Below are 24,710 nucleotides of genomic sequence, written 5' to 3'. Positions count from 1 at the left end.
CGGTGTCGCGGGCGGGTGTTTTTCTGCGGCTGCACGGGAACGCCGTATTACGGCGTGTCCTTGCGGGCCTCCTTGCTGATGGTATGGCCAGTGGCGGAGATATCCTCGCCGGCGCCCTCGGTGGTATGGCAGGCGCTGACCAGCGCCCCCATGCCCAGCATGGACAAAAGAACAAGCGCGCGGAGTTTCGTAGTCATCGTGGCCCTCCTTGATGGGCTAGGGGTTGCATTCACTTGCGGTCGGCGCGACTGCCGGGGCTTCCGACAATCAATCCGGCCACCACGGCGGCCAGCAAGGCTGGCACCTTGTGTTTGACCACCAGGCGCTGGGCTTCGGTCAGCAGCACCTCGGGGTCCAAATCCAGGGCGGGATGCACCGCCGGCGGGGCCGGCGGCTCTCGCCGGCTGACCAGCAGCCGCATCACCAGCAGCAGCACCAGGCACAGCACGATCAGGGCCAACGCCACCAGCGCAGGCGTCCAGACCGGCCCCATCTGCGGTTCCAGCCCGGCCCACAGCGCGGCGCAGAGCAGGCCCACCGCGGCGATAACCGCCAGCATGGCCATCACGGCGGTAATGACGACGGTGACGACACCGTCGACCAGCGGCGCCGGAGAGGACCGGTGCACCGGACCAAAGGGGATGACCCCGAGTTGCGACAAGGCCATAACGGCCAGCTTGGTCCAGCCTTCCATCACCGGTCCCCCTTATGCGGCGCTTATGATCCAACCACGCCCGCCCCGCCTCAGCGGGACAGCAGGCGGCTGGCGATGAAACCGGCGGAGAAGGCCAGCAACAGGCTGGTGATGGGCTGCGCCTCCACCTGGGTGCCCACGGCCTTGGCGGCTGCCTCGCCCTTGGCCGCCAGCGTCTTGTAGAGGTCGCTGGCCTCCGCCTTGATGGCGTTGGACAAGTGGTCGGCGTCCTCCCGCGCGGCATCGCGCACGGTACGGGCGGCGGTGGCGGCGGCGTCGATGGTTTCGCTCTTCATCGTCCTTCTCCTTCGTCGGTTGGGGGCGCCGACCCGTTGGGTATCGGCATTGGCCCCCGCAGATTGGCGGGCCCGCTCAAGCAAAGAGGCCCGCCGGATCTGGTGTCACGCGCCGCCGGTCAGCGGCGTTCCAGCGCGTGTTTAAGGGTGCTCATCTGGTCGTGGTCGGCCTTGATGCTGTCGTAGCAGGTGGCGACCACTTCGCGGGCCGGCATGGGCAGATCGCCCTGCAGCGCCTTCTCGAAGCTCGTCTTGATGTCATCTTCGCCCGCCTCGACGGCGGCGACGACGCTTTGGTCGCTGCCGGTGACGGCATTCTTCAGGTTGACGAACATGCGGCGGGCGGCGCCCAGCACCGTGCCGTCCGTTTCCGGCTGGCCGCCCAGGCTGATGACCTCGGCCTGCAGGGCGGTGGTCAGCTGCCGGCGCTGGCGGGCACGGGTGGCGAACAGCGTCTTGAAGCTGTCGTTGGTCGCCTCTTCCGCGGCGTCCTTATAGCCAAGGGCGCTGTCCAGGGTCTTCTCGATCAGGTCATTCAACACCTTGACGGAGTGCTCCGTGGCGGCGGGGGGGACGCTGGGGGGAACCGTGGGCGGGATCATGGTCTGCTCCTCTCCTTGAATGATTACCGTGTCGGGGTCGTATTATTTGTCCCGACCGTAAATAAACAAACTCCGCACAAGGACTGTTTCATAGAAATTGTTTGCTATATCTTTATCAGTAAATTTAGCCAGCTATTCATAGTATATAATGTTTGTCTAAGCTTTGAGGCGGATCAATTATTGGAAGACCTTCCTCCTAGATCGGACGCGTCAGCGTTCCGTCCATGGGCATACCCCGACGCGACCCGAACATTGTCCGGATGAGGTGGGACGGCACGCCGCCCCACCCCTTTCGGCCAACAACCGTCAGCGTATGGTCGCCAGGTTCTTGCGCAGGCCGTCGGCGTCGGCATTCTTGACGCTGCGGGCCGAGACGATGGCCGACACCGATTCCGGCTTGCCGTAATAGGCCTCGTTCCAGCTGTCGCGCGGCTTCAGGACCGAGCCGTTGAGCGTCAGGCCGGCATAGGCGCCACTGGCCGAGGACCAGACGATGATGTCGCCACTCATCGAGGTGCCGGTGGCGGCCTCGGCGGTGGAGCCCAAGGTCACGACGGCCAGGCCCGCCTGGGCCCCGATCTTGAATTCATCCTGCAGCACGGACGACAGGGCCTTGTCGCTCATGATGAACAGGACCAGCTCCGCCTGCTCCACGCCAATCTGCAGGCCGAAGGAGGCCGAGCCCAGGGTGTAGAAGGCGGGATAGCTGAATTCGCCGTTGGGGCCCCGGGTCAGCAGCACGGCGTCGCCGCCCTCGCCGCCCACGAAGAAGCCGCCCTTGATCAGCTGGGGCACGATCAGCACGCCCTTGGCGCGCTTCATCAACTCACGGGCGTTGCCGAATTCCTTGTCCTTGCGCAGGTCGTCAACGGTGACGCGGGCACGCTCCACCAGGTTGCTCTGGTCGGTGCCATGCGAGGCGACGGCGGCCAGCGCGTGCGGCGCGGTCGCGGTCATGGCGCCGAAAACCATCAGGGCCGACAGGGCGGCGGGAATGACTCGGGACTGCAGGGACGGCTTGGCCGCCGTCGAGATGTGCGACACAGGCATCATGGTCACTCCGTTATTGGGCCGGCCGGGGGCACCGGCCAAGCCATCGCCGCTGAGGGTCCAGCCGGCGGGGATGGTGGACGGGAACGGCCGCACGGGCGGCTCCCTTTGCTGTTTCAAAGCACTCGTCAATAAGGTCAGGGACCCCGCCGCAGCGCGGGGGGTGACGGCGTTCACGCCGTCACCGGTCCAGCGGCGGGCGCAACGGCAGACCACCGCTGCCCTATCAGTCCAGTGCCTTCTTGGCGGTGTCCTTCAGGGCCTTGCCGGCCTCCTGGATCTTGCCGGCAGCGTTCTGGGCGTGGCCTTCGACCTTCTTGGCCTTGCCTTCCGCCGCCATCTGGTCGTCACCGATGACCTTGCCGGCCGCTTCCTTCACGGCGCCACCGGCGATCTTGGCATTACCCTCGATACGGTTCTTGTTCATGGTCGTCTTCCTCACTTGGGGTTGAAGTGTCAGTCGGACTGAAGAGCAGGGCCGCCATCCGGGCCCCGTGGATCCACCCTGGGAACGCCTGTTCCAGTATGGGCAGGCCATTTCCCAAGAGTTGACCCGTCAATAGCCAGTCAATGTTCGACACGCCTTATGGCGGGAATGTGGCGTGTTTAGGTGGATCATGCGGCAATTATCATCGGGAAATAAAGTAGGAGATTGGAAAAGAAGGACATTATTTATTTCGTCATCGCCACGATGGCCACATCCCACCCCCGTACGACCAACTACCTATGCCATCTCTTTTACTTACGCGCCAACCTGACAGTACGGGATACATCTGGGCGCTTAGGCATTATGGTTCAGGTTATGTAGGCCCCTTTTCTTTGGCGATTAGACGGTTTTTCATGCCGGCGGGACTTCAAAAACATGTTTTGGTCACAATGAATTTCCATCATCCGTACGCCTTCGAATTCTGGAGAGAGGCCGCTATGAACCTTGGAACCATCATCCTGATCATTCTAATACTGTTCCTGATCGGCGCCTTGCCCACCTGGCCGCACAGCGTCAACTGGGGCTACTACCCGGCCGGCGGCCTGGGCACGCTGATCGTCATCGTGCTTGTCCTCATCCTGATCGGCCGGTTGTAGGACGGCCTGTCCAGACGGGCTTTAACGGCCCCGGCGCTTTCCCGCGCCGGGGCCGTTCGTGTATCCCCGGCCCGGATCGGGCGCCCACAACTGACGGACGAGTAGCCTTATTGATTTCACCCAGCGGCCCCGATTGGAGATAGAATTGGCCCGGGGTCGGAACTACCCCCTATTTCCCGTCGATTTCGCGGGATTTGGTTGCTTGATTGATGGGAATGGCGCCGCCGATCATGGCGCGGCCGTCCCATGGCCCCGCCCCCTTCCCACAGGGGGGGGCGACGGCGGCGCTTCCGAGCGGGGGAGATGCATGCGGTTCGGCTTGCGGCACCGTCTGCTGTTGTTTCTGCTGTTGTCGGTCCTGCCTTTCATCCTTTTGCTCGCTTGGGACATTCAGCAGCGCCGGGATGAAGCGGTGGCGGGCGTGCAGGCCACCGCCCTGTCCTTCGCCCGGTTGGCGGCCAACAGCCAGCAGCGCCTGTTGGAACAGGTCCGCGACCTGATGGCCAGCTTCGCCACGCATTCCGCCCGGCTGACGCCCGATGCCTGCAACGACGACGCCGCCATTATGAAGGATGCCCAGCCCTGGCTGGCCAACATCCACGTCGCCACCCGCGACGGCCAACTCGTCTGCTCCTCCCTGCCCAAGCCCTGGCCCAGCTACGCCGACCGCGCCTTCCTGCAGGAAGCAGTGCGCAGCGGCAGGCCCACCGTCAGCGGCTTCTTGATGGGGCGGGCCGCCGCCAAACCCATTGTCGGTATGGCCTACCCCATCCTGCGGCCCGGCGGCGACGTGGACGGGCTGGTGGTGGCCGGCATCAACCTCGATTGGGTGGAGCACAACAGCAAGGTCATCCTTGAGGACGACATGACCTTCCTGATGGTGGACAAGGAAGGCACCGTGATGGCCCGCCTGCCCGCCATGCCGGAGGCCATCGGCAAAAAGATGGCCGATACACCCACCATCCGGTTCGCCCTGCAGCGGGATCAGGGCAGCGGCAGCGCCATTGGCCTGGACGGCCGAGAGAAGTTGTTCGGTAGCGCCGTCCTGCCCGCCACCGGCATGCGGGTGATCATTGCTTTCGACCGGGCCGCCGTGTTGTCCAAGGTGGACCGGGATTCAAAGCGCATCACCCTGCTGGCCCTCGCCGTGACCCTGGCAACCATGAGCCTGGCCTGGGCGACGCTGAGCGGCACGGTGCTGCGCTGGCTGGCGTCCCTGCAGCAGGCCGTGGACCGCCTGGGCGCCGGCGACAAGACCACCCGCGCCCACTTGCCCGCCGGCGCCGGGGAACTGGAACAACTGGCGAACGCCTTCAACGTCATGGCCGAGGCCATCACCTGGCAGGACCGGGAACTGAAGGCGCGGGAAGCCCGCTTCCGCGACCTGACCGAGATTTCCAGCGACTGGTTCTGGGAAACAGACGGAACCGGGCGCATCTCCGCCATGTCGCAGGGCATCACCACCATAGGCCTGGATCCCGCGGACATGCTGGGGCGCACCCGGCGGGAACTGACGGCCAACCCCACCGATCCCTCCATCACCCGGTATGAGGCCTTCCTGGCCGCGCGCCAGCCTTTCCGAGAGCTGACCTACGCCGCACTGGACCACCAGGGCAACACGCACTTCATCGCCATCAGCGGCATCCCCCGCTTTGGTGAAGACGGCACGTTCCTGGGCTTCCGTGGCTCCGGCCGCGATCGCACCGCCGAGGTCAAGGCGACCCATGCCCTGGCCGCCAAGGTGGCGGAACTGGAAAGCGCGCGCATCGACCTGCAGGCGCAGCGCACCCTCCTGGACAGCGTCATGAACAGCTCGCTGGACAGCATCCTTGCCCTGGCGGTGGTGCGCGATCCGAAGACCGGCGCCGTCATCGACTTCCGCTTCGCGCTGGTGAACCGGGCAGCGGAACACTTGATCGGCCAGCCGGCCGCCTACCTGGTGGGCAAGCGCCTGCGGGAGGAATTGCCCGGCCCCCTGGGGGGTGGCCTGTTCGAGCGCTACGCCCGCATCGTCAGCCAGAACGTCACCGAGACGTTCGAGCATCTGAACCGCCAGGAGGGCGGACCGGATGGCGAAGGCACCTGGCTGCGGGTCTCCGCCGTTCCCTGGGAAAGGGGTCTTGCCGTCACCCTGTCCGACATCACGGCGGAGAAGACGCGCGCCGCCGCGCTGGCTGAAAGCGAGCAGCGCTTCCGCCTCCTGGCCGACAACGCCACCGACATCGTGGCCATGCACGCCCTCGACGGCCGCTGCCTGTACATGTCGCCTTCGGTGGAACGGGTCCTGGGCTGGCAGCTGAACCAGGTGATGGGTCGGCGCACGGTGGAGTTCACGGAGCCGGCGGACATCCCCATCCTGGCCGACGCGCAACGCCGCCTGATCGCCGCCCCGAATGGCGAGCCCGTCACCTACCAGTTCCGGGTCATCAGGGCCGATGGCTCCACCGTGTGGCTGGAGACGGTGGCCCGCCTGATCGTCGACCCGGTGGAGGGACCGCGCTTCGTCGCCTCCTCCCGTGACGTGACGGAACGGCGGCGCCACCTGGAGACGATGACCGAGGTCAACAGCCGGCTGGAGGCGCAGGCCAGCGAACTGGTGGCCCTGGCCGACGACCTGGAACGGTCCCGCCACGTGGCAGAGGCGGCCAACCAAGCCAAGTCGGAATTCCTGGCCAACATGAGCCACGAAATCCGCACGCCCATGAACGGCGTCATGGGCATGACCCAGATCCTGCTGGAAACCGACCTAACCTATGACCAGCGCACCTACGCCGAGACCATCTATGACAGCGCCGAGGCGTTGCTGAACATCATCAACAACATCCTGGACATCTCGAAGCTGGAGGCCGGCAAGGTCGAGCTGGAGATGCTGGAATTCGACGTAGGCGACGTCGTGGACGGCGTGGTCGCCATTCTGGCCACACGGGCGCAAGAGAAGAAACTGGACCTGACCGGCCTGGTCGACGCCAAGGCCGCCGGCATCTATCGCGGCGATCCCACCCGCCTGCGCCAAATCCTGCTGAACCTGGCGGGGAACGCCGTGAAGTTCACGGCCGCAGGCCAGGTGGGCATCAAGGTCACGTCGGTGGCGTCCAAGGGCGCCGATAAGAAAAGCCGCCTGCTGGAATTCTCCGTCACCGACACCGGCCCGGGCATGACGGAAGACCAGCAGGCCCGCCTGTTCCAGAAGTTCACCCAGGCCGACACCTCCATCAACCGCAAGTTCGGCGGTACCGGCCTGGGCCTGGCCATTTCCCACCAGCTGGTGCGCCTGATGGGCGGCGACATCGTCGTGACCAGCAGCCCGGGCCAGGGTGCCACTTTCAGCTTCGCCATCCCGCTGGAGGTCGTGTCGGCCAAAGGCCGCAGCGGTCGCGCGCCTGTGCTGAAAGGCCGGACCGCCCTGGTGGTCGATGACCTGCCCCTGAACCTGGCGGTGATGGAAAGTCACCTGAACCGGCTGGGCATCGACTGCGTCACGACCTCGGGCGGCAACGCGGCCCTGCGCCAGCTGGAGCTGGCCGCCCAGGCGGGCCGCGCCTTCGACGTCATCTTCGTCGACCAGGCCATGCCCATCATGGACGGCCTGGCCTTCGCCGCCCAGATCCGTCAGGACCCGGCCTACGCCGGGGTGAAGATGGTGCTGGTCACCTCCGTCGGTGGCGAGTTGGGGGAGATGAAGGGCCTGTTCGACGGCGTGCTGACCAAACCCGTGCGGCTGGCCACGCTGAAGGATTTGCTGACCCGCCTGATGCAGCAGAAGGCCCCCGCCAGCCGCAGCCGCGCCGGCCGCCCGGGCGCGGTCGCCCGTGGCAGGACACGGGCGACTGCCACGGCGGGGCGCAAGGCACAGCCTGCCGCCCCCCATCCCGGTGAAGGGCACACCATCCTGCTGGTCGACGACAATGAGACCAACCGCGCCATCGCGCGCATCATGCTGGAACGGGAAGGCTATGCGGTCGACGACGCCATGGACGGAGAGCAGGCCGTGGGCCGCTGCGCCGACCGGGCCTACGACCTGATCCTGATGGATGTGCAGATGCCGGTGATGGACGGCGTGGCCGCCACCCGCGCCATTCGCGCCGGCGGGCCCTGCGCCCAGACGCCCATCATCGCCATGACGGCCAACGCCATGGTGGGCATGCGTGAGGAATACCTGGCGGCGGGCATGAACGATTATGTGTCCAAGCCCTTCGATCAAGAGCAGTTCCTGCGCAAGGTGGAACATTGGGCGGGACAGCCGGCCGCGCCCCCGCCTGAAGCCGCCGGCCTCGCCACGGCAGGCCCGCCGGAACCGGCGGAGCGGTTGGAGCCCGCCTTCGATCCCGGCGTGCTGTCCGGCTTGGGCGCTGCGGTGCCCGCCGCCGCCTTTCAGAGCCTGGTGCGCGGCTTCGCCGATAATGGAATGGCCCGCATCGACCGCCTGCGGGCCCTGGATCCCCGCACCGACCTTGGCGCCATCCAGGGCGAGGCGCACGACCTGGTTTCCACCGCCGGCAACGTCGGCCTGCGCCGGCTGCAGCGCCTGGGCCGCGACCTGCACCAGGCCTGCATGGATGGCGACCCGACCGGCGCTCGGACGGTCCTGGACTGCATCGTACGCGAGGGGCCGCCGGCCTGGGCCGCCCTGCGCCGACGTTTCGTCGGCGACGATCGCCCCGCCCTGGAATCCAGCGCCAACGGTACGGACGATTGAACCATCGCCCAAGTCTGCGACCGAGCTGACCTATGGCGAAGGCAGAAGCGGGCGATGACACCGGTTCCCTGTTCGGCCGCAAATAATATGACCCATTGTTGCCAACCAGCATCTTGTTTGTTGCGGTCCGGTGCGATAAGAGGGGCTGGACAAGACGCCGCGCAGCCAAGCCAGGGAGTGGTTGCCGTCACCCGAAACGCCGTCATTCCAAGCGCTTCCGCACCCTTTTCGGGGCGTTTGGAAACCGTCGCCCGGGTTGGACCGTCTTCCGAATTCCCATGCCGTGAGAGCGCAGACGCCCAATGACCGCCACCGCCCTCGCCACCACTCCTGACCCCGGCCAGCCCCCCCGGCAGCGTTCCGTCCGTGGCCGTCCGCGCTGTGACAAGTCGCGCCAGGCCATCCTCAGCAGCGCCTATGATTTGCTGGTGCAAGCGGGCTTGGCTGGCTTCACCATCGAGGCGGTGGCCGCCCGGTCCGGCTGCGCCAAAACCACCATTTATCGCTGGTGGCCCACCAAAGGCGCGCTGGCCGTCGCCTCGCTGCTGGAGATGGTGGAGGTGGCGGCCCCCATTCGCGCCACCGGCTCCGCCCGCCGCGATCTGGAAAGCCTGCTGGAGGTCATGGCCGGAACCATGGCGGGCCCCATGGGCCGGGTCATCGCCAGCATCATCGTGGAAGGGCAAAGCAATCCGGAAGTGCTGGAGACCTACTGCACCCAGGTGCTGCAGCCCCGCCGGGAACGCATCCGCGAGATTGTGCGCACGGGCATGCGCTCCGGTGAGTTGCCAACCGACCTGGACGAGGCGGTAGTGGTGGAACTGCTGTACAACACCCTTTATAGCCGCCTGCTGATCCGCCACCAACCGCTGGACGAACCCGGCTGGACCCAGCGCCTGGTGGCCGCCGTGCTGGGCCCGGCGAACGCCGCCTCCCAGCCAGTGGCCAAGCCCCTGCGCATCCATAGCGACGCGCTGTACCCAGCTTAGAGTGCGATCACGTCAGATGGCCTCATGCGGGGCGATATCTGAGGCGATCGTACGATTGAACAGAAACTCAAAAACCTACGCCGCCACCGACACGCGGTTGCGGCCGGCGTTCTTGGCGGCGTAGAGGGCCTTGTCGGCACGGCCCAGCAGGGTGTCCACGCTGTGGTCGTTGGCGGACAGGGTGGTGACGCCCAGGCTGCAGGTCAGGGTCACGGACACGTCCGGCGCCAGGGGGATGGGCGCGGCGGCCACGGCGCAGCGCAGGCGTTCGGCCACCCGCTCCGCCTCCGGCCGGTCGGTCTGCGGCAGCAGGATCACGAATTCCTCCCCGCCGAAGCGGCCGATGACGTCGGTGTCGCGGATGGCCCCCTGGCAGAGGTCGACCACGGCGCGGATGGCCTGGTCGCCGGCCTGGTGGCCCCAGGTGTCGTTGATGCGCTTGAAATGGTCGATATCCAGCATCAGCACCGACAGCGGCCCGCCATAGCGCCGGGCCCGCGCCATCTCGCGCGCCGCCGTGTCGGTGATGAATCGCCGCGTGCCGGCCCCCGTCAGGCTATCGGTGATGGCAACCAGCCGCAGCAGCCGCTGGCTCTCATAGCTGGTGTAGTTGATCTGCTCGAACGCAAAGAGCACGCAGATGAACATGGCGCCCACCGGCCCCAGCAGCAGCGGGTACTTCACATATTCGAAGTCATGGGCGAAGCCCACGGCCCCCGCCGCCGGTGGTAGGGAAATAATCAGCACCATGAAGGCGGCGCCGGTGGTGAAGGGCACGTACTGCATCACCAGCAGCGGCAGGAAGGTGAAGAACAGGAAACCGGAGAATTGGGCCTGCATGCCGTGATCCAGGCGGTTCAGCACCTCGATGAACAGCATCTGGCACGTGAAGGCGCCGATGAAGGCATAGGCCGTGGTCAGGCGGCGCGGCACCCGGAAATGCAGCAGCAGGGCGTGCAGCACAATGATGACGGACATCACCAGCCGCAGGCCGATGGTGCGCCGCGCCCCTTCGGCGTCGATCACGTAGTCCCATCCCCACAGGCCACTGACGGTGATGGAGGTCGCCACCGTCATGATGGTGCTGAACAGCCGGTGGTGATCGAACTTGTAGTCGACATAGGCCCGGTCCGGCCAGACGACCTGTTTGATATGGTGGCCCACCGGGTCCGTTCCCTGTCTTCCCATCCCGGCGCGACACATGCCAGATGGACTTATCTTGGTCAGCTTATACCGAGCCGGCCAATCCCGACTACGCCAGTATTTTGATGGTCACGCTGCCACGATGCCGCAGGATAAGGCCAGTCCAGGCAGGATAAACAACCCCATTCTGACCTTGTGGCCGAATTTAAACTGGCACTGCCTTTGGCCCCACCCCTCAGGTAATTTAATACCGTCTTTGGGAAATACTATTTCCCGCCCTAGACCTTACGCGCGGGTTTGGTCGTCTTGGTTGCCGCCTGCCCGTAAGCCTTGGCCGCCGCCTCAGGCTTCTTCATTTCTTCCATCAGTTTCATGGCGAAGCGGCCGCCATCATGGCGGGACTGCAGGAAGGTCATCACCACGTCGCGCGCGGCCTGGCGGTCGAAGGGGACGTCGGGGGACTCCTCGGCCGGAGGGGGGCCGGTGGGGGCCGACCGCGCCGTCTGCATGCGCTCCGCCGCCGCCGCCGCCTTTTCCAGGACGTCCGGGTCTATCCGCCGCCGGATGGCGCGGATCTGGCGCAGCAGTTCGTCACGGGGATCGGCCATGAAACCAGCTCTGACTTCAGCAAAAGGGGACGACGGTAGAGTGCGCGCGCCATGCCCCTGATGTCGAGGGAACTTTGGTCCGGGTCCCCGGTTCCCGCCCGCTTATTCCTCCACGACCGGCAGGGGGCGGGGGCGGCGATTCTCGTCGATGGCGACGAAGGTGAAGACCGCCTCGGTCACCTTGTTGGTATCGTCGGCATCACGGCTGCGGCGCCAGGCCTCCACCTCGATGCGCATGGAGGTGCGGCCGCGCGACACCAGCCGGCCGAACAGGCTGACCTCATCCCCCACGAACACCGGGCCCAGGAAGGCGATGGCGTCCACCGCCACCGTGGCGGCGCGCCCCCGCGCCATGCGGGCCGCCACATTGCCCGCCGCCAAATCCATCTGCGACATCAACCAGCCGCCGAAGATGTCGCCGGCGGGGTTGGTATCGGCCGGCATGGCGATGGTGCGGATGACGGGGACCTCGTCGGGCATCTTGGCGTTCTTATCGAGCATCGGGGGCCTCGGGTTCGGCAGGTAAACAATTGGGATATCAGAGCGTGAAACGGCCCGCAGGGGAAGCCTGGGCTTAACAACACCGATGCCACCTAGGCGCTGGTCGCGTCCGCCGTGTAAGATCGCCGCCGTGCAGACCAGGCATCCCCGACAGCCAGGCATCCCCGACAGAAGGTAGATCTGCGCCCATGACCCAGCCGCCCATCCCCGCCACCGGCCCGCTGACCGGCCTGAAGGTCCTGGACATGAGCCGGGTGCTGGCGGGCCCCAGCGCCACGCAAATCCTGGGTGACCTGGGCGCCGACGTGGTGAAGGTTGAACGACCGGGCCAGGGGGACGACACCCGCGCCTGGGGCCCGCCTTTCCTTAAGGACGATGCCGGGCAGGACACCCGGGAAAGCGCCTACTACCTGTCGGCCAACCGCAACAAGCGCTCGCTGACCCTGGACTTCACCAATCCGGCCGGCAAGGCGCTGGCCCTGCAGCTGATCGGCCACGCCGACGTGGTGGTGGAGAACTACAAGACCGGCACCCTGGACCGCTATGGCCTGGGGTATGAGGATCTGCGCGACGCCTTCCCCCGGCTGATCTACTGTTCCATCACCGGCTTCGGCCATACCGGGCCTTATGCCGCCCGCGCCGGCTACGACTACCTGGTGCAGGGCATGGGCGGTTTCATGTCCCTGACGGGGGAACCGGAGGGTCAGCCGCTGAAGGCCGGCGTCGCCATCGCCGATTTGATGACCGGCACCTACGCCGTCATCGCCATCCTGGCGGCCCTGCGCCACCGCGACCACACCGGCCGGGGCCAGGCCATCGACCTGTCGCTGTTCGACACCCAGGTCGCCTGGCTGTCCCACCCGGGCCAGTATTACCTGACCAGCGGCCACTTGGCACCGCGCGTGGGCAACGCCCATCCTACCATCGTGCCCTACCAGACCTTCGCCACCAGTGACGGCTGGATCATCCTCGCCGTGGGCAATGACGAGCAGTTCGCCCGTTTCTGCCACCTGACCGGCAACGCCGCCTGGGCCAGCGACCCGCGCTATACCACCAACCAGGCGCGGGTGGGCAACCGCGACAGCCTGGTACCCGCCATCTCCGCCGTCATCCAAGGCCAGAGCAGCCAATTCTGGATCGACGCGCTGGAACCGCTGGGTGTGCCCTGCGGCCCCATCAACAGCATCGACAAGGTTTTCGCTGACCCGCAGGTGGCCGCCCGTGGGATGCGCGTCACCCTGCCCCACCCCCAGGCGGGCGGGACCGGGGCGCCGGGTGCCGGCCTGCCGGGCACGGTGGAGCTGATCGGCAGCCCCATGAAGTTCAGCGACACGCCGGTCAACTACCGCCAAGCCCCACCCACCCTGGGCCAGCACACCGACGCCGTGCTGCAGGACTGGCTGCGGCTGGATGAGGAGGAAATCCGGCAGCTGCGGCATACCGGCGCCTTGTGAGCCGCAAGGATGCGACGCGGAGGGGCTTGCGGTAAGAGTTCAGCCATAACAACGACGAAGGGGCGACTTCCATGGAAGACAACGTGATCAACCGTCGCGGCTTCACCACGGCCGGCCTGGCCGCGGGCTTCGCGCTGGCGGTGCAGCCGGTATCGGCCGAAACCATCATCACCGACGCCGACAACCTGGAGGCCGGCATGGTTCAGGTGCCCGTGGCCGGCGGCGCCACCATGGGCGCCTACCGCGCCGTGCCCAGGTGGGCGGGCCAGGGCGGGCACCATCCGGTGGTACTGGTGGTGCAGGAAATCTTCGGCCTGCATGAGCACATCCGCGACCTCTGCCGGCGCCTGGCCAAATCGGGCTATTACGCCATCGCCCCCGACCTGTATTTCCGCCAAGGCGACGCCACCAAGGTGCCGGACATCCCCACCCTGGTACGCGACATCGTGTCCAAGGTGTCCGATGAACAGGTGATGGCCGACCTGGATGCCACCGTCGCCTTCGTGAAGACCGATGGGAGAGCCGACACCCGCCGCATGGCCATCACCGGCTTCTGCTGGGGCGGGCGCATCGTCTGGCTCTATTCCGCACACAATCCCGATCTGAAGGCCGGCGCGGCCTGGTACGGCCGCTTGGTCGGCAACACCGACGCCGCCCATCCCAAGAACCCCATAGACCTGGTGGATCAGCTGAACGCCCCCGTCCTGGGCCTGTACGGCGCCAAGGACGAAGGCATCCCGGTCGCCAGCGTGGATCAGATGCGGGCCGCTCTGGCCAAGGGCGACAAGGCCGCCAGCGACTGCAAGCTGATGGTGTTCGAGGACTCCGGCCACGGCTTCAACGCCGACTACCGTCCCAGCTACAACCCTGTCGACGCCAAGGCGGCGTGGAAGCAAATGCTGGAATGGTTCAAGAAGCATGGCGTGCCCTACGTGCCGCACGCCTGAGACACCCGAAATTTTTCTTGAATAGGACGCGACCGCGTCCGCCGGAGATTTCCGGGGAGCCGTAGGCGGACTGGAAATCGAGGACGAGCCAAAGCCACGGATGTGGCTGCCCGGCGTCTGAGGTATCAAAAAAAAGAAAAAAGGCCCGCCTGCGGGGGAGCGGCGGGCCTTTTAAGAGGCCGGGTTGGGCGCGGGGAGCAACCCACCCGGACGGGGAAGCAGAAACGGGACCGAGGTCGCCGTCTCGGGTGCCGGAGAGGTTGGGGCCATCCCCGGCACAAGAAGAAGACTATGCCCGCCGAACCGCTGCGGCTGTGACCAATATCACTACGGTGCGGAGCGTAAGCATGCCCTGCCATGCGTGAACCGCCCTTGAATGGGGGCCCCCACATCCCACGCGCCTCAGTACAGGGCGATGCACTCACCATGGCGGGTGTTGTCGGGCGCCACCAGGTCCAGGATGGTGGGTACGACCCGGGTCACGGGCGGCTGGGTATCGGGCTTTTCCCCAGGAAACGCCTGGGCCCGCAGCTTGGTGGGCATAGGGCCGGGATCCACCAGGTTCACCTTCAGGGGGCTCTGCAGCACCTCCTGCGCGTAGGTCAGCGCCATCATCTCCAGCCCCGCCTTGGCCACGGCGTAGGCGTTCCAGTAGGCCACCGGCTCATGGCCATAGCGGTCGGTAATGAAGACGGCGCGACCCGCGTCAGAACCGCGCAGCAGAGGATCCAGCGTGCGGATCAGGCGCATGTTGGCGGTCAGCGTCAGGGCCAGCACCTTGTCCCACTGCTTCACGTCGGCATGGGCCATCGGGCCGATGGCGCCCAGCATGCCCGCATTGGCCACCAGGATGTCCACCCGCTTGAACCGGTCCAGCAGGGCCGGGCCGAGCACATCCAGTTGAGCAGGATCGGCCGCCATGTCCTGGGGGATGAGGGTGGCGGTGCCCCCGGCGGCGCGGATGGCGTCGTCCACCTCTTCCAGCCCACCCACGGTGCGGGCGATGAGCACGACGTGCGCGCCCTCCGCCGCCAGGCCCTTGGCCACGGCGGCGCCCAGCCCGCGCGACGCGCCGGTGACAACGGCGACACGGCCTTTAAGACGGCCTGGGACGGCGGGGGAGGCAGGCTCGGTCATGCGGGACGCTTTCCTCGGATAAAGGTTTTTCGGCGACACGGGTGGGCGCGAGGTGCCCACGCGTCACCGCAACGGCTGGCTTTGCGGTTTACGGCCTGGCACCGCGTCCGTCAATCGCCGCCCACGGTCACCACGTCGGCCAGCGGCAGAGCCGTGCGCTTCATGACCGTCCGCAGGGTGAAGCTGGAATGGACGCGGGCCACCCCCGGCAGGCGGGTCAGGATGCGGTTGTGCAGGGCCTCATAATCGGCGGCCCCCGCCACCACCACGCGCAGCAGATAATCGCTGTCGCCCGACATCAGATAGCACTCCATCACCTGCGGGCAGGTGGCCAGCGCTTCCTCGAAGGCGCGCAGGTAGGGCTCCGTCTGCTTTTCCAGCGTCACCTGCACGAACACGCTTTCCGGCCGCCCGCAGGAGGCCGGGTCCAGGATGGCGGTGTAGCCGCTGATGATCCCCGCCTCCTCCATCGCCTTGACGCGGCGCAGGCAGGCGCTTTCCGACAGGTGGACATGGGCGGCGAGTTCCGAATTGGGAACGCGGCCATGCTCCTGCAGGCGGGCCAGGATGGCACGATCAATCCTATCCAGCACCGTTGTTCGCAGACTCTGCCGCATGACACGCCTTTAACGATGGTTCCTTGCGCATTGTGCGCCAAGCCTAACCCTCAACGCAAGGACATGCACCGGCCTTCGGCCTTATCTTGGGCTCCGAAATCGAGGCAACGGTTGCGCGACCGGACAGGCGGCGCCAACCCAGATGATCCGGGAGATAACCATGCTGGTCGGCGTTCCTAAGGAAATCAAAAACCACGAGTATCGCGTCGGTCTGATCCCCGGCAACGTGCGCCAGCTGGTGGCCCACGGCCACTCGGTCATCGTGCAGAAGAACGCCGGCACCGCCATCGGCCTGACGGACGAGCAGTACGCCGCCGCCGGCGCCACCCTGGTGGACACCGCCGAAGAAATCTTCGCCAAGGCCGACATGATCGTGAAGGTGAAGGAGCCGCAGCCGCACGAGTGCCGCATGCTGCGCCCCGGCCAGGTCCTGTTCACCTACCTGCACCTGGCCCCCGATCCGGAGCAGACCGAGCTGCTGCTGGCCTCCGGCGCCATCTGCATCGCCTATGAGACCGTGACCGACGCCCGCGGCGGCCTGCCCCTGCTGGCCCCCATGAGCGAGGTCGCCGGCCGCATGTCCATCCAGGCCGGTGCCAAGTGCCTGGAGAAGAGCTACGGCGGCAACGGCATCCTGCTGGGCGGCGTGCCCGGCACCCCGGCCGCCAAGGTCGTCGTCATTGGCGGCGGCGTGGTCGGCCTGAACGCGGCCCGCATGGCCGTGGGTCTGGAAGCGGAAGTGACCGTGCTGGACAAGTCGCTGGATCGGCTGCGCCAGATCGACCAGCAGTACGGCCGCCGCGTGAACACGCTCTACGCCAACATCGACACCATCGAGCAGGCGGTGCTGGACGCCGACCTGGTGATCGGCGCCGTGCTGGTGCCGGGCGCCAACGCCCCCCGCGTCGTCACCAAGGAGATGGTGGCCAAGATGCGCCCCGGCAGCGTGCTGGTGGACGTGTCCATCGACCAGGGCGGCTGCTTCGAGACCTCGCACGCCACCACCCACGCCGACCCGACCTATGTGGTCGACGGCGTCATCCACTACTGCGTGGCCAACATGCCGGGCGCGGTCGCCCGCACCTCCACCTTCGCCCTGAACAACGCCACCTCCCCCTTCGTGCTGGCCCTGGCCGACAAGGGCTGGCAGCAGGCCCTGGCCGACGACGTGCACCTGCGCAACGGCCTGAACGTGTTCCGCGGCAAGCTGACCCACCCCGCCCTGGTGGAAGAGGGCGACGCCCGCTACCTGGCCGCCGACAAGGCCATCGCCTGATCTCCTCCGGATCAGCGATTAAGTTGTATGCGAAGGCCCGGCGGCGACGCCGGGCCTTTTCGCTGCCCGCCCCCACGGCCGCCCCACGGCCAGCCGACGTGCGACACCGTAACCCGGGCTTTTTCCCTGGCCTGGGCCCTGACGTGTCGCTTAAGTTGTATTGATTGATACGCGGGGATGCCTATGACGTTCACTGACGGGCTTTTGTTGCTCCTCCTGTTCGGCGGAGGCTTCGCATTGTGGAACTTGTCGGACCTGATCGAAGCCAAGGAGCAGGAGATCCGCGAACGCACGCGAAAACAAAAACTGGAAAACGATCGCGAAGAACAGCGGATGAAACAGGAACAGGACGGCGCAGCGTCCTCGACTGGCGCCTGATCGTAATGCAAACCCCGCCTTGGCTTCTTTCGGCCGTCCCCGCCCTGGCCACCCTGCCCGATGTCCCGGCAGGAGAACGGTTCCAGTACCTGCTGGAGCACGGCAGCATGAAGGTGGGCATCTACGCCCCGCGGGGCCATGACCCTCAAGGCCCCCACGTCCGCGATGAAATCTATGTGATCATCAGCGGCACTGGCACCTTCGTGAAGAACGGTGAGCGCCATCCCTTCCAGCCGCACGACCTGCTGTTCGTGGAGGCTGGCGCCGAGCATCGCTTCGAGGATTTCAGCGACGACTTCGCCACCTGGGTGCTGTTCTGGGGACCAAAGGGCGGGGAGGCGGCTTAGCGCTTGTCGGGCATCCTCGGGGCTGAAGACCCCATGCTCCATTCAACCCCTGAAGCACACTCAAGTGATACCAAGGAGCGCTGATGGCGACTCTCACTGGGGGGATTGAACGAACCCGCTGTCGCGGGAATGGCGCCGCTGTTGGCGTATGAGGCCTCCGGTCTGAGGATTGCGGTTGTCGAAGCCCAATCCACAGACAGGAGGTTCCGCGATGGCCGAGTTGAGCCCTCTACGTCGCCGCATGATCGAGGACATGACGGTCCGTAATCTGTCGCCGGCGACGCAACGATCCTACGTGCATGCCGTGGCGAAGTTCAGCCGGTATTTTGGGCGGTCGCCGGACCGCCTTGGTCTTGAGGACGTCCGTGCTTTCCAGGTCCATCTGGTCGCCACGGGGATATCGTGGCCGGCGTTGAACCAGACGGTGTGCGCCCTGCGGTTCTTCTATGGCGTGACGCTGGGGTATGGCGATCTGCCCGAACGCATCCCGTACGCGCGCGAGCCACGCAAGCTGCCGGTGGTGCTGAGCGCGGACGAAGTGGTGCGTTTCCTGGAAGCGGTGCCGAGCCTGAAGAGCCGGACGGCGTTGACGACGGCGTACGCGGCGGGCTTGCGGGCGTCGGAGGCCGTCAGCCTTAAGGTCGGCGATATTGACGGTGGGCGGATGGTCATCCGGGTCGAGCACGGCAAGGGTGGCAAGGACCGCCACGTCATGCTGTCGGCGCAGTTGCTGGGCATCCTGCGCACCTATTGGCGCCTGGCCCGGCCCGGTCATTGGCTGTTTCCCGGCCGGGACGGGAGCCGGTCGATGGACGTGCAGGTGCTCCATTCGGCCTGCCGTTCGGCTTGTGCCGCCGCCGGGCTGGCCAAGCGCGTGACGGTCCACACGCTCCGGCACAGCTTCGCCACCCATTTGCTGGAGGACGGCACGGACATCCGCATCATCCAGGTCCTGCTGGGCCACAGCAACCTGTCGAGCACGGCGCGGTACACCCAGGTCTCCAACAGCGTCATCCGGCGCACCGAGAGCCCGCTCGACCGCCTGAAGCTGGAGGTGGTGCCTCCCGCCTGAGCCGGCATCGCCATGCCGGCCGGGCTGGAGGTGGCGGACGTCTTCCGCCGCCACGGCGACGCCTATCGCCAGGCGCACGATGGCCACCTCGGCTGCGTCGAGCGCCGGGTGATGGGTGCGATCGAGGCATGCCGCACGGCGGCACTGGGCGGCCACGCCGAAGCTTGCCCGGAGTGCGGCCTGGTGCGGTGCGCCTACAACTCCTGCCGCAACCGGCATTGTCCCAAGTGCCAGGGCGCCGCGCGGGCGGAATGGCTTGCCGCACGACAGGCCGATCTGCTGCCGGTACCCTACTTCCACGTCGTGTTCACGCTGCCGGCACCCGTGGCGGAGATCGCGTTCCAGAACAAGGCGGTGGTCTATGCCATCCTGTTCAAGGCCGCCGCCGAGACCCTGCGCATCATCGCCGCTGATCCCAAGCACCTGGGCGCCGAGATCGGGCTTGTCGCCGTGCTCCACACCTGGGGCCAGACCCTTCACCACCATCCGCATGTCCATTGTGTCGTGCCCGGCGGTGGACCGTCGATCGATGGCACGCGCTGGGTCGGATGCCGGCCCGGCTTCTTCCTGCCGGTCCGCGTGCTCTCCCGCCTGTTCCGCCGCTTGTTCCTCGACGCGCTGGCCGCCGCGTTCGAGGCCGGCACCCTCGGCTTCTTCGGCGACCTCGCCCCCCTGGCGGAGCCCGCCGCCTTCCACCACCGCTTGCGCGACCTGCGGCGGGTCGAATGGGTCGTCTACGCCAAGCCGCCCTTCGGCGGCCCCGCCCAGGTGCTGGCCTATCTGGGCCGCTACACCCATCGGGTCGCCATCTCCAATACCCGCTTGGTCGCCATGACCGGCAGAGACGTCACATTCCGATGGAAGGATTATCGCCATCATGACAAGGCCAAGGTCATGACCCTGGCATCCTTCGAGTTCATCCGGCGCTTCCTGCTCCACACCGTGCCGGATGGCTTCCACCGCATCCGCCATTATGGCTTCCTCGCCAACAGTCACCGGGCCGGAAAGCTGGCACTTTGCCGCAAGCTCCTCGATGTCCCACCGCCGGCGCCAACGGTGGCCGAAGAACCCACCGACCGCTCCCCATTGGCCAGCCCCCCGCTGGATCGCTGCCCGTGCTGCGGTGGCGCGATGATCCTCCTGGCCGTCTTGCCGCCGCTTCGGCCCCATCGCCCGCCCCTCCGGTACGACACCTCATGAACCGACAACATTCCAACATCGCCCGGCCGTCCACCCCGGCAGCCCCGCGCGCCGGCCGGAGGTGTTTTACCCGCCGCACCACCGCGGACAGCTCCCGGCTTCAAAATAGCGGCAAAGCTGACGCCAGTCCTCGCCCGTGGGCCGCCAACGAGCGCCCTACGGTCAATCCAGCCCCATCAGAACCCTTCCAACGGGCCCGGATCGGCATCACGAACCAGGCCCCAAAGCCACTTTCCCCATAGCCCGCGCCCGTCATCCCGCGGCTTCGCTCAATCCGGCTTCAATGAGGTCGCGGTCGCCCCCGGTAGCACCCTCGGCGCAACGCGACCTCACAGAAGCCTCCAGATTCCCATCGGGCTGATTTTCTGATTCACCAGAGCAAGCACAGAGGAGGCTTGCGATGGGTTCGGCAGTCGAGGTTCGTTCGGATTATTCAGCGGCGGCCTTGCGCCAATTCGCCCGCCGATGCGGCGATGCTGATCAGGTTCGGCGGTTGTTGGCCCTGGCGCAGATCCTCGACGGTCGGAGCCGGGGTGAAGCGGCCAGGACGGCTGGTGTGACGCTGCAGATCGTGCGGGACTGGGTCCTTCGTTTCAATGCGGGTGGCCCGGATGGCTTGGCAACGCGCAAGGCGCCCGGCAAGGCATCGCTGCTGAACGATACGCACCGCGCGCGCTTGGCCGCAGCCGTCGAGGCCGGGCCCATTCCGGCCGTGCACGGCGTCGTGCGCTGGCGGCTTGTCGATCTGGCCCAGTTGCTGTGGGACGAGTTCGGCGTGTCGGTAACGCGCTTCACCCTTGGTCGCGAGTTGCGCGCGCTGGGCTATCGCAAGCTCTCGGCCCGCCCGCGCCATCGCGGCCAGAAGCCCGAAGACCTCGCCGATTTTAAAAAACCTTCGCAACCCGCCTGGCGGCCAGCAGACCGAGCTCACCCGGCGCTGGGCCAGGATTGGCACCAGGCCGTCAGCACCAAAGGATCAGCGCCGGGCCTCAGCCTGGATCTTCGGTGCGATCTGCCCGGCGGAGGGTAAAGGTGCCGGCATCGTCATGCCCCGCTGCAACAGCGCCGCGATGAACCGCCATCTCCAGGAAATCGCCGTCCACGTCGCGCCCGGCGCGCACGCCGTCCTCATCCTTGATCAGGCAGGGTGGCATCACTCGGCCGAACTCATCGTGCCGGTCAACATCACGCTCATGTCCTTGCCGCCTCGCTGTCCGGAACTCAACCCGGTCGAAAACCTTTGGCAGTTCATGCGCGGCAACTGGCTCTCAAACCGCATCTTCCAGAACTATGACGACATCGTCGACCATTGCTGCCGCGCCTGGAATAAGCTCGTCGAACAGCCATACCGCATCATGTCCATCGGACTTCGAGGCTGGGCCCATGGGTCATAGTCAGCGCTCTTTGGTATAAACCCCACTGACATGTCCGGCACGTCGATGGTGCGATGCCCGTCGTCGGGGCACACTTGGACGGCAGGCACAGTCTCATTGTTATAATAGTCAAGCGCCCCCAGCATGAGCTGCCGCACCCATGATTGATGGACAGGTCGCAGGTCGAATTGCCCGATCTGATCAACGGAGAATGAGGTGTCGTTGATCCCCTCCCCCCGTAAATACCGGCGCGCCAATGTGGCGATTATCTCAAAAACCGCATCAGCGGAATAATACGCACCACCAGCAAGAATTATTTCCTTACCAACCACATTTCGCAATCCAATTGTATAGGAGAACGTTGGAATATCTCCGCCAGATACGAGGTATGCATGGTATCCAAATTTTTGGATGTTATTTCTGATTTTTTTTATTGATCTTTTCATTTATTTTCTATTTTTTCGTTTTGTGATTATGAGGAGTAATTTTTAATTACATATTGATTGAGATGTAATCGTATTTTATCCTGTTCGCCGTGGTCCACCATCGGCGCGGTTCAAAACAAGTCCATTGGGCAATCAGAAACGCCTCACCTTCCTTGATCTCAAGCGTGAGTATTTCACCATCCTCTTCCTTCATGTTGAACGATGAAGGGCTGATCTCAGTATATGTTCCATCAGCGTTACTGGAATGAATTTCTGAGATATTGCCGAACGTCAGTGACAGATTGATCGGATGGCCACCCATTCTGGCATCCGATATCTTCAAGGTGATTGACGATCCCTCTACGGCAATATCGTCAATGCCCGCGTCATGAAAGTTGAAGTCCCTTACTTCCACCATGCCTCCATAGACCACGCGGGCCGGTTCCTACCTCGCCGGTTCCTACCTCACAACACTTCCGCCTGTCCTGGTGCCGGCAGGGCCGGAGGCATCCTGGACGATCAGGCGCTGCGCCCCTCGCGGCTCTCTTCCTGCGCCATGACCAGCGGGTGCAGGAAACGCGCTTCCAGCTGGCGGGCGGGCATGGGCTCGGCGATGAAGAAGCCCTGGACGACGGGGCAGCCCTCGGCCACCAGCCAGGCCAGCTGCTCCTCCCGCTCCACACCCTCGGCTACCACTTCCAACCCTAAGCGCGCGCCCAGGGTCAGGATCATGGCGGCAATGGCGCTGTCGCGCGGCAGGTCCTGCACGAAGGCCCGGTCGATCTTAAGCGTGTCGATGGGCATCTGGCGCAGGTAGGACAGCGAGGAGAAGCCGGTGCCGAAATCGTCCACAGCGATGCGCACGCCCAGACGCTTCAGGCGCCACAGCACCTCCAGCGAGCGGGCGCTGTCCACCATCACGCTCTCCGTCACCTCGATCTCGATGCGGTCGGCGGGCACGCCGCTGCGCGCCAGGCAATCGCGCACCCGCTCGACGAAGCCGGGGGCGATGATCTGGCGGGCGGAGACGTTCACGGCGATGTGGAAGTCGGGCAGCAGCTTGGTCCAGTGCGTGGCCTCGCGCACCGCCTGTTCCAGCACCCAGCTGCCCAGTTCCATGATCAGGCCCGAATCCTCGGCCACGGTCATGAAGGCGCCGGGCTGCACCAGCTGGCCGTCATGCTTCCAGCGCACCAGCGCCTCCGCCCCCACCAGGGCCTGGTCAGCCGCCCGCACCTTGGGCTGGAAGTATAGTTCGAACGAGCCGATGCTGAGCGCCTGGCGCAGGTTGGCCTCGGTGCTCAGCCGGTTCTCCGCCCGCTCGCTCATCTCGCGGGAGAAGAAGCGGTATTGGCCGCGACCGGCGGCCTTGGCGGCATAGAGGGCCGTGTCCGCCTGGCGCAGCAGGGTGCTGGCGGTATCGGCGTCGCCATTGGGGGCCCCCTCGCTGGCCAAGGCCACGCCGATGGAGGCGCCGGCGTGCAACAGATGCCCGCCCTCCACCATCAACGGCGATTCCAGGGCCTTCAGCAGGCGCTCCGCCAGCACGGCGGCATCCACCGGCTCCAGCGCGTTTTCCGTCACCACCAGGAACTCGTCGCCACCCAGGCGGCCCAGCATGTCGTCCTCGCCGATGCAGTCGCGCAGGCGCCCCGCCACGGCCTTGAGCAATCGGTCGCCCACGTCGTGGCCCAGGCTGTCGTTCACATGCTTGAACCGGTCCAGGTCCAGGAAGAACAGGGCGATGCCGCGCCCGCCGGCCCGGTCCATGCGGCCGTGGGGGTCTTCCTGGCGGGCCAGTTCCGGGTTGTACAGCCGCCGCTCCCGCCGTCTCAGCGCCTCTTCCAGGCGGCGTTGCAGCAGCAGCCGGTTGGGCAGGCCGGTCAGAACGTCATGGGTCGCCAGTTGTTCCATGTCCGAGCGGCTGCGGTCTAGCAGGCGCAGCACCTCGTTGAAGCGGCGGACCAGATAGCCCAGCTCGTTATCCGCCTGGCGGGGGAAGTCGGGCAGGCGGGCCGCCCCCGGGCGCGACGGATCGATGCGGGCCACGGCAAGGCCCACCGCGCGCAGCGGCCGGGTCAGGAAGGTGTGCAGCAGCAAAGCCAGCACCACGCCCAGCGCCAGGTCGCGCACCAGGCCGCCCAGCACCGTGGTGCGGATGAAGGCGGCGTAGTCGGCCGCCGCCCGGCTGGTGTCCATCTCCAGCTCCAGCCGGCCGATGATGGGACTGTTGCGGGGGCTGCCGGCCGGGCGGTACAGCAGGCGCTGGGTCCGCGCCAGGTCCTGGAAGACGGAAGTGAAGCGGGCGCCGGACAGCCAGCCGCGCCAGAAGGCCCCGCCCTCCTCCGCCGGCGGCAGGTCACGCGCGCCGTCGGCCAGCACCCGGTCCGGCATTTCGATGAGGCGCACGGCGCGCACGCCGTCGATGGCCAAGACGGATCGAACCAGTCCGGACGCCAGGTCGGGATCCAGGTTCCACACGGCGGCACTGGCCGTGTTCTCCACCAGGTCCAGCACCATGCGGCCGGCGTTGGCGAACTTGGCCCGCTCCCGCTCCGCCTGGCCGATACCCTGGATCAGCGACAGGATGGCGCCGATGACCAGGGCAGACAGCAGGGCCAGGGCCGCCTGGCGCACCGCCAGGGACCGCCAGAAGGCCACGGTCATTTGATGGCGGCGCATCGCCTCCTGCCGGCGGGCGCGGCGCACACGCCAAGCGCACACCCAGCGCGGCAGGCGGACGCCGAACAGCCGGGGGGCCGGCACACCGGAACGGATGGCGTTGGTCTTGGTCACGGCACGCCCTTCGCCGGTGAAACCGC

24 protein-coding genes and 1 pseudogene are annotated in these 24,710 nt (G+C 66.2%); 11 read left to right on the top strand and 14 right to left on the bottom strand.

Going from position 1 to position 24,710, the window contains the following annotated elements; all coding sequences use genetic code 11:
• Positions 1-47: 47 nt before the first annotated feature.
• The 6 genes from Y958_RS17235 to Y958_RS17210 all read right to left on the bottom strand — a co-directional run bounded on the left by Y958_RS17235 (position 48) and on the right by Y958_RS17210 (position 3,069).
• Complete coding sequence (locus Y958_RS17235) at positions 48-197, bottom strand: entericidin A/B family lipoprotein (RefSeq protein ID WP_081486420.1); 150 nt, start codon at positions 195-197, stop codon at positions 48-50.
• A 32-nt stretch (positions 198-229) separates the two neighbouring features.
• A complete protein-coding gene (locus Y958_RS17230; RefSeq protein WP_088873221.1) occupies positions 230-694 on the bottom strand; it encodes a hypothetical protein in 465 nt (154 codons plus the stop codon).
• Between the two features lie 50 nt (positions 695-744).
• Positions 745-990, bottom strand: a complete 246-nt coding sequence (locus tag Y958_RS17225) for a hypothetical protein (RefSeq protein ID WP_040843868.1) — start codon at positions 988-990, stop codon at positions 745-747.
• Positions 991-1,109: 119 nt separating this feature from the next.
• The gene (locus Y958_RS17220; protein ID WP_088873220.1) at positions 1,110-1,592 is read right to left on the bottom strand and encodes a ferritin-like domain-containing protein; all 483 of its coding nucleotides are present in this window, start codon (positions 1,590-1,592) and stop codon (positions 1,110-1,112) included.
• A gap of 306 nt (positions 1,593-1,898) precedes the next feature.
• Positions 1,899-2,738 carry a lipid-binding SYLF domain-containing protein gene (locus tag Y958_RS17215; protein ID WP_088873219.1) on the bottom strand — a complete coding sequence of 280 codons (840 nt, stop codon included), beginning with the start codon at positions 2,736-2,738 and terminating at the stop codon, positions 1,899-1,901.
• Positions 2,739-2,868: 130 nt separating this feature from the next.
• On the bottom strand, positions 2,869-3,069 hold the full coding sequence (locus Y958_RS17210; RefSeq protein ID WP_088873218.1) for a CsbD family protein: 201 nt from the start codon (positions 3,067-3,069) through the stop codon (positions 2,869-2,871).
• Positions 3,070-3,566: 497 nt separating this feature from the next.
• Between Y958_RS17210 and Y958_RS17205 the strand changes: the two genes are divergently transcribed.
• The 3 genes from Y958_RS17205 (at position 3,567) to Y958_RS17195 (ending at position 9,410) form a co-directional block, all read left to right on the top strand.
• The gene (locus tag Y958_RS17205; RefSeq protein ID WP_040843864.1) at positions 3,567-3,725 is read left to right on the top strand and encodes a DUF3309 family protein; all 159 of its coding nucleotides are present in this window, start codon (positions 3,567-3,569) and stop codon (positions 3,723-3,725) included.
• 307 nt (positions 3,726-4,032) lie between these two features.
• A complete protein-coding gene (locus Y958_RS17200) occupies positions 4,033-8,421 on the top strand; it encodes a response regulator (protein WP_088873217.1) in 4,389 nt (1,462 codons plus the stop codon).
• Between the two features lie 302 nt (positions 8,422-8,723).
• Complete coding sequence (locus Y958_RS17195; RefSeq protein WP_088873216.1) at positions 8,724-9,410, top strand: TetR/AcrR family transcriptional regulator; 687 nt, start codon at positions 8,724-8,726, stop codon at positions 9,408-9,410.
• A gap of 75 nt (positions 9,411-9,485) precedes the next feature.
• On the opposite strand, the gene Y958_RS17190 is transcribed toward Y958_RS17195, so the two are convergent.
• The 3 genes from Y958_RS17190 to Y958_RS17180 all read right to left on the bottom strand — a co-directional run bounded on the left by Y958_RS17190 (position 9,486) and on the right by Y958_RS17180 (position 11,662).
• Entirely contained in the window at positions 9,486-10,574 is a 1,089-nt protein-coding gene (locus Y958_RS17190) for a GGDEF domain-containing protein (RefSeq protein ID WP_186291451.1), read from the bottom strand.
• A 257-nt stretch (positions 10,575-10,831) separates the two neighbouring features.
• The gene (locus tag Y958_RS17185; RefSeq protein ID WP_088873214.1) at positions 10,832-11,161 is read right to left on the bottom strand and encodes a hypothetical protein; all 330 of its coding nucleotides are present in this window, start codon (positions 11,159-11,161) and stop codon (positions 10,832-10,834) included.
• Between the two features lie 102 nt (positions 11,162-11,263).
• The gene (locus Y958_RS17180) at positions 11,264-11,662 is read right to left on the bottom strand and encodes an acyl-CoA thioesterase (RefSeq protein ID WP_040843418.1); all 399 of its coding nucleotides are present in this window, start codon (positions 11,660-11,662) and stop codon (positions 11,264-11,266) included.
• A 188-nt stretch (positions 11,663-11,850) separates the two neighbouring features.
• On the opposite strand from Y958_RS17180, the gene Y958_RS17175 reads away from it, so the two are divergent.
• Both Y958_RS17175 and Y958_RS17170 read left to right on the top strand, forming a co-directional pair.
• Positions 11,851-13,116: a CaiB/BaiF CoA transferase family protein gene (locus Y958_RS17175; protein WP_088873213.1), complete on the top strand. Its 1,266-nt coding sequence runs from the start codon at positions 11,851-11,853 to the stop codon at positions 13,114-13,116.
• Between the two features lie 71 nt (positions 13,117-13,187).
• A complete protein-coding gene (locus tag Y958_RS17170) occupies positions 13,188-14,063 on the top strand; it encodes a dienelactone hydrolase family protein (protein WP_088873212.1) in 876 nt (291 codons plus the stop codon).
• Positions 14,064-14,465: 402 nt separating this feature from the next.
• Here Y958_RS17170 and Y958_RS17165 read toward each other — a convergent pair whose 3' ends face one another.
• Together Y958_RS17165 and Y958_RS17160 are read right to left on the bottom strand one after the other, a co-directional pair.
• Positions 14,466-15,200 (bottom strand): SDR family NAD(P)-dependent oxidoreductase, encoded by a 735-nt coding sequence (locus Y958_RS17165; protein WP_088873211.1) that lies wholly within the window; start codon positions 15,198-15,200, stop codon positions 14,466-14,468.
• Between the two features lie 110 nt (positions 15,201-15,310).
• On the bottom strand, positions 15,311-15,817 hold the full coding sequence (locus tag Y958_RS17160; RefSeq protein ID WP_088873210.1) for an Lrp/AsnC family transcriptional regulator: 507 nt from the start codon (positions 15,815-15,817) through the stop codon (positions 15,311-15,313).
• Positions 15,818-15,977: 160 nt separating this feature from the next.
• On the opposite strand from Y958_RS17160, the gene ald reads away from it, so the two are divergent.
• From ald to Y958_RS17130, 6 genes and pseudogenes are all read left to right on the top strand, one after another.
• Positions 15,978-17,093 carry an alanine dehydrogenase gene (gene ald, locus Y958_RS17155; protein WP_088873209.1) on the top strand — a complete coding sequence of 372 codons (1,116 nt, stop codon included), beginning with the start codon at positions 15,978-15,980 and terminating at the stop codon, positions 17,091-17,093.
• Between the two features lie 183 nt (positions 17,094-17,276).
• Positions 17,277-17,471: a hypothetical protein gene (locus tag Y958_RS17150; RefSeq protein ID WP_145727932.1), complete on the top strand. Its 195-nt coding sequence runs from the start codon at positions 17,277-17,279 to the stop codon at positions 17,469-17,471.
• Positions 17,472-17,476: 5 nt separating this feature from the next.
• Positions 17,477-17,818, top strand: coding sequence for a cupin domain-containing protein (locus Y958_RS17145; RefSeq protein WP_088873207.1), 342 nt, complete (start codon positions 17,477-17,479; stop codon positions 17,816-17,818).
• A gap of 211 nt (positions 17,819-18,029) precedes the next feature.
• Positions 18,030-18,890, top strand: coding sequence for a site-specific integrase (locus tag Y958_RS17140; protein ID WP_088870550.1), 861 nt, complete (start codon positions 18,030-18,032; stop codon positions 18,888-18,890).
• A 12-nt stretch (positions 18,891-18,902) separates the two neighbouring features.
• Positions 18,903-20,090, top strand: a complete 1,188-nt coding sequence (locus Y958_RS17135; protein ID WP_088870551.1) for an IS91 family transposase — start codon at positions 18,903-18,905, stop codon at positions 20,088-20,090.
• Between the two features lie 400 nt (positions 20,091-20,490).
• Positions 20,491-21,484 (top strand): annotated as a pseudogene (locus Y958_RS17130) (IS630 family transposase).
• Here the strand turns inward: Y958_RS17130 and Y958_RS33035 are convergent.
• The 3 genes from Y958_RS33035 to Y958_RS17115 all read right to left on the bottom strand — a co-directional run bounded on the left by Y958_RS33035 (position 21,379) and on the right by Y958_RS17115 (position 24,684).
• Complete coding sequence (locus tag Y958_RS33035; protein WP_088873206.1) at positions 21,379-21,909, bottom strand: DUF4262 domain-containing protein; 531 nt, start codon at positions 21,907-21,909, stop codon at positions 21,379-21,381. The pseudogene Y958_RS17130 and the gene Y958_RS33035 sit on opposite strands and share 106 nt — an antisense overlap.
• Before the next feature lie 46 nt (positions 21,910-21,955).
• Positions 21,956-22,321 (bottom strand): hypothetical protein, encoded by a 366-nt coding sequence (locus Y958_RS17120; RefSeq protein ID WP_145727559.1) that lies wholly within the window; start codon positions 22,319-22,321, stop codon positions 21,956-21,958.
• Positions 22,322-22,407: 86 nt separating this feature from the next.
• Positions 22,408-24,684 (bottom strand): putative bifunctional diguanylate cyclase/phosphodiesterase, encoded by a 2,277-nt coding sequence (locus Y958_RS17115; RefSeq protein WP_088873204.1) that lies wholly within the window; start codon positions 24,682-24,684, stop codon positions 22,408-22,410.
• Between the last annotated feature and the right edge of the window lie 26 nt (positions 24,685-24,710).

This window comes from Nitrospirillum viridazoti CBAmc, from assembly GCF_000730165.1.
GTDB lineage: Bacteria > Pseudomonadota > Alphaproteobacteria > Azospirillales > Azospirillaceae > Nitrospirillum > Nitrospirillum viridazoti.
The sequence above is the reverse complement of the archived record's forward strand: the minus strand, read 5'-3'. Positions and strand labels throughout refer to the sequence as shown.

What these genes read in the sequence shown, in the direction of transcription:
- Y958_RS17235 (WP_081486420.1), bottom strand. Translation starts at nt 197, where the DNA reads ATGACTACGAAACTCCGCGCGCTTGTTCTTTTGTCCATGCTGGGCATG.
- Y958_RS17230 (WP_088873221.1), bottom strand. Translation starts at nt 694, where the DNA reads ATGGAAGGCTGGACCAAGCTGGCCGTTATGGCCTTGTCGCAACTCGGG.
- Y958_RS17225 (WP_040843868.1), bottom strand. Translation starts at nt 990, where the DNA reads ATGAAGAGCGAAACCATCGACGCCGCCGCCACCGCCGCCCGTACCGTG.
- Y958_RS17220 (WP_088873220.1), bottom strand. Translation starts at nt 1,592, where the DNA reads ATGATCCCGCCCACGGTTCCCCCCAGCGTCCCCCCCGCCGCCACGGAG.
- Y958_RS17210 (WP_088873218.1), bottom strand. Translation starts at nt 3,069, where the DNA reads ATGAACAAGAACCGTATCGAGGGTAATGCCAAGATCGCCGGTGGCGCC.
- Y958_RS17205 (WP_040843864.1), top strand. Translation starts at nt 3,567, where the DNA reads ATGAACCTTGGAACCATCATCCTGATCATTCTAATACTGTTCCTGATC.
- Y958_RS17200 (WP_088873217.1), top strand. Translation starts at nt 4,033, where the DNA reads ATGCGGTTCGGCTTGCGGCACCGTCTGCTGTTGTTTCTGCTGTTGTCG.
- Y958_RS17195 (WP_088873216.1), top strand. Translation starts at nt 8,724, where the DNA reads ATGACCGCCACCGCCCTCGCCACCACTCCTGACCCCGGCCAGCCCCCC.
- Y958_RS17185 (WP_088873214.1), bottom strand. Translation starts at nt 11,161, where the DNA reads ATGGCCGATCCCCGTGACGAACTGCTGCGCCAGATCCGCGCCATCCGG.
- Y958_RS17180 (WP_040843418.1), bottom strand. Translation starts at nt 11,662, where the DNA reads ATGCTCGATAAGAACGCCAAGATGCCCGACGAGGTCCCCGTCATCCGC.
- Y958_RS17175 (WP_088873213.1), top strand. Translation starts at nt 11,851, where the DNA reads ATGACCCAGCCGCCCATCCCCGCCACCGGCCCGCTGACCGGCCTGAAG.
- Y958_RS17170 (WP_088873212.1), top strand. Translation starts at nt 13,188, where the DNA reads ATGGAAGACAACGTGATCAACCGTCGCGGCTTCACCACGGCCGGCCTG.
- Y958_RS17165 (WP_088873211.1), bottom strand. Translation starts at nt 15,200, where the DNA reads ATGACCGAGCCTGCCTCCCCCGCCGTCCCAGGCCGTCTTAAAGGCCGT.
- Y958_RS17160 (WP_088873210.1), bottom strand. Translation starts at nt 15,817, where the DNA reads ATGCGGCAGAGTCTGCGAACAACGGTGCTGGATAGGATTGATCGTGCC.
- ald (WP_088873209.1), top strand. Translation starts at nt 15,978, where the DNA reads ATGCTGGTCGGCGTTCCTAAGGAAATCAAAAACCACGAGTATCGCGTC.
- Y958_RS17150 (WP_145727932.1), top strand. Translation starts at nt 17,277, where the DNA reads ATGACGTTCACTGACGGGCTTTTGTTGCTCCTCCTGTTCGGCGGAGGC.
- Y958_RS17145 (WP_088873207.1), top strand. Translation starts at nt 17,477, where the DNA reads ATGCAAACCCCGCCTTGGCTTCTTTCGGCCGTCCCCGCCCTGGCCACC.
- Y958_RS17140 (WP_088870550.1), top strand. Translation starts at nt 18,030, where the DNA reads ATGGCCGAGTTGAGCCCTCTACGTCGCCGCATGATCGAGGACATGACG.
- Y958_RS17135 (WP_088870551.1), top strand. Translation starts at nt 18,903, where the DNA reads ATGCCGGCCGGGCTGGAGGTGGCGGACGTCTTCCGCCGCCACGGCGAC.
- Y958_RS33035 (WP_088873206.1), bottom strand. Translation starts at nt 21,909, where the DNA reads ATGAAAAGATCAATAAAAAAAATCAGAAATAACATCCAAAAATTTGGA.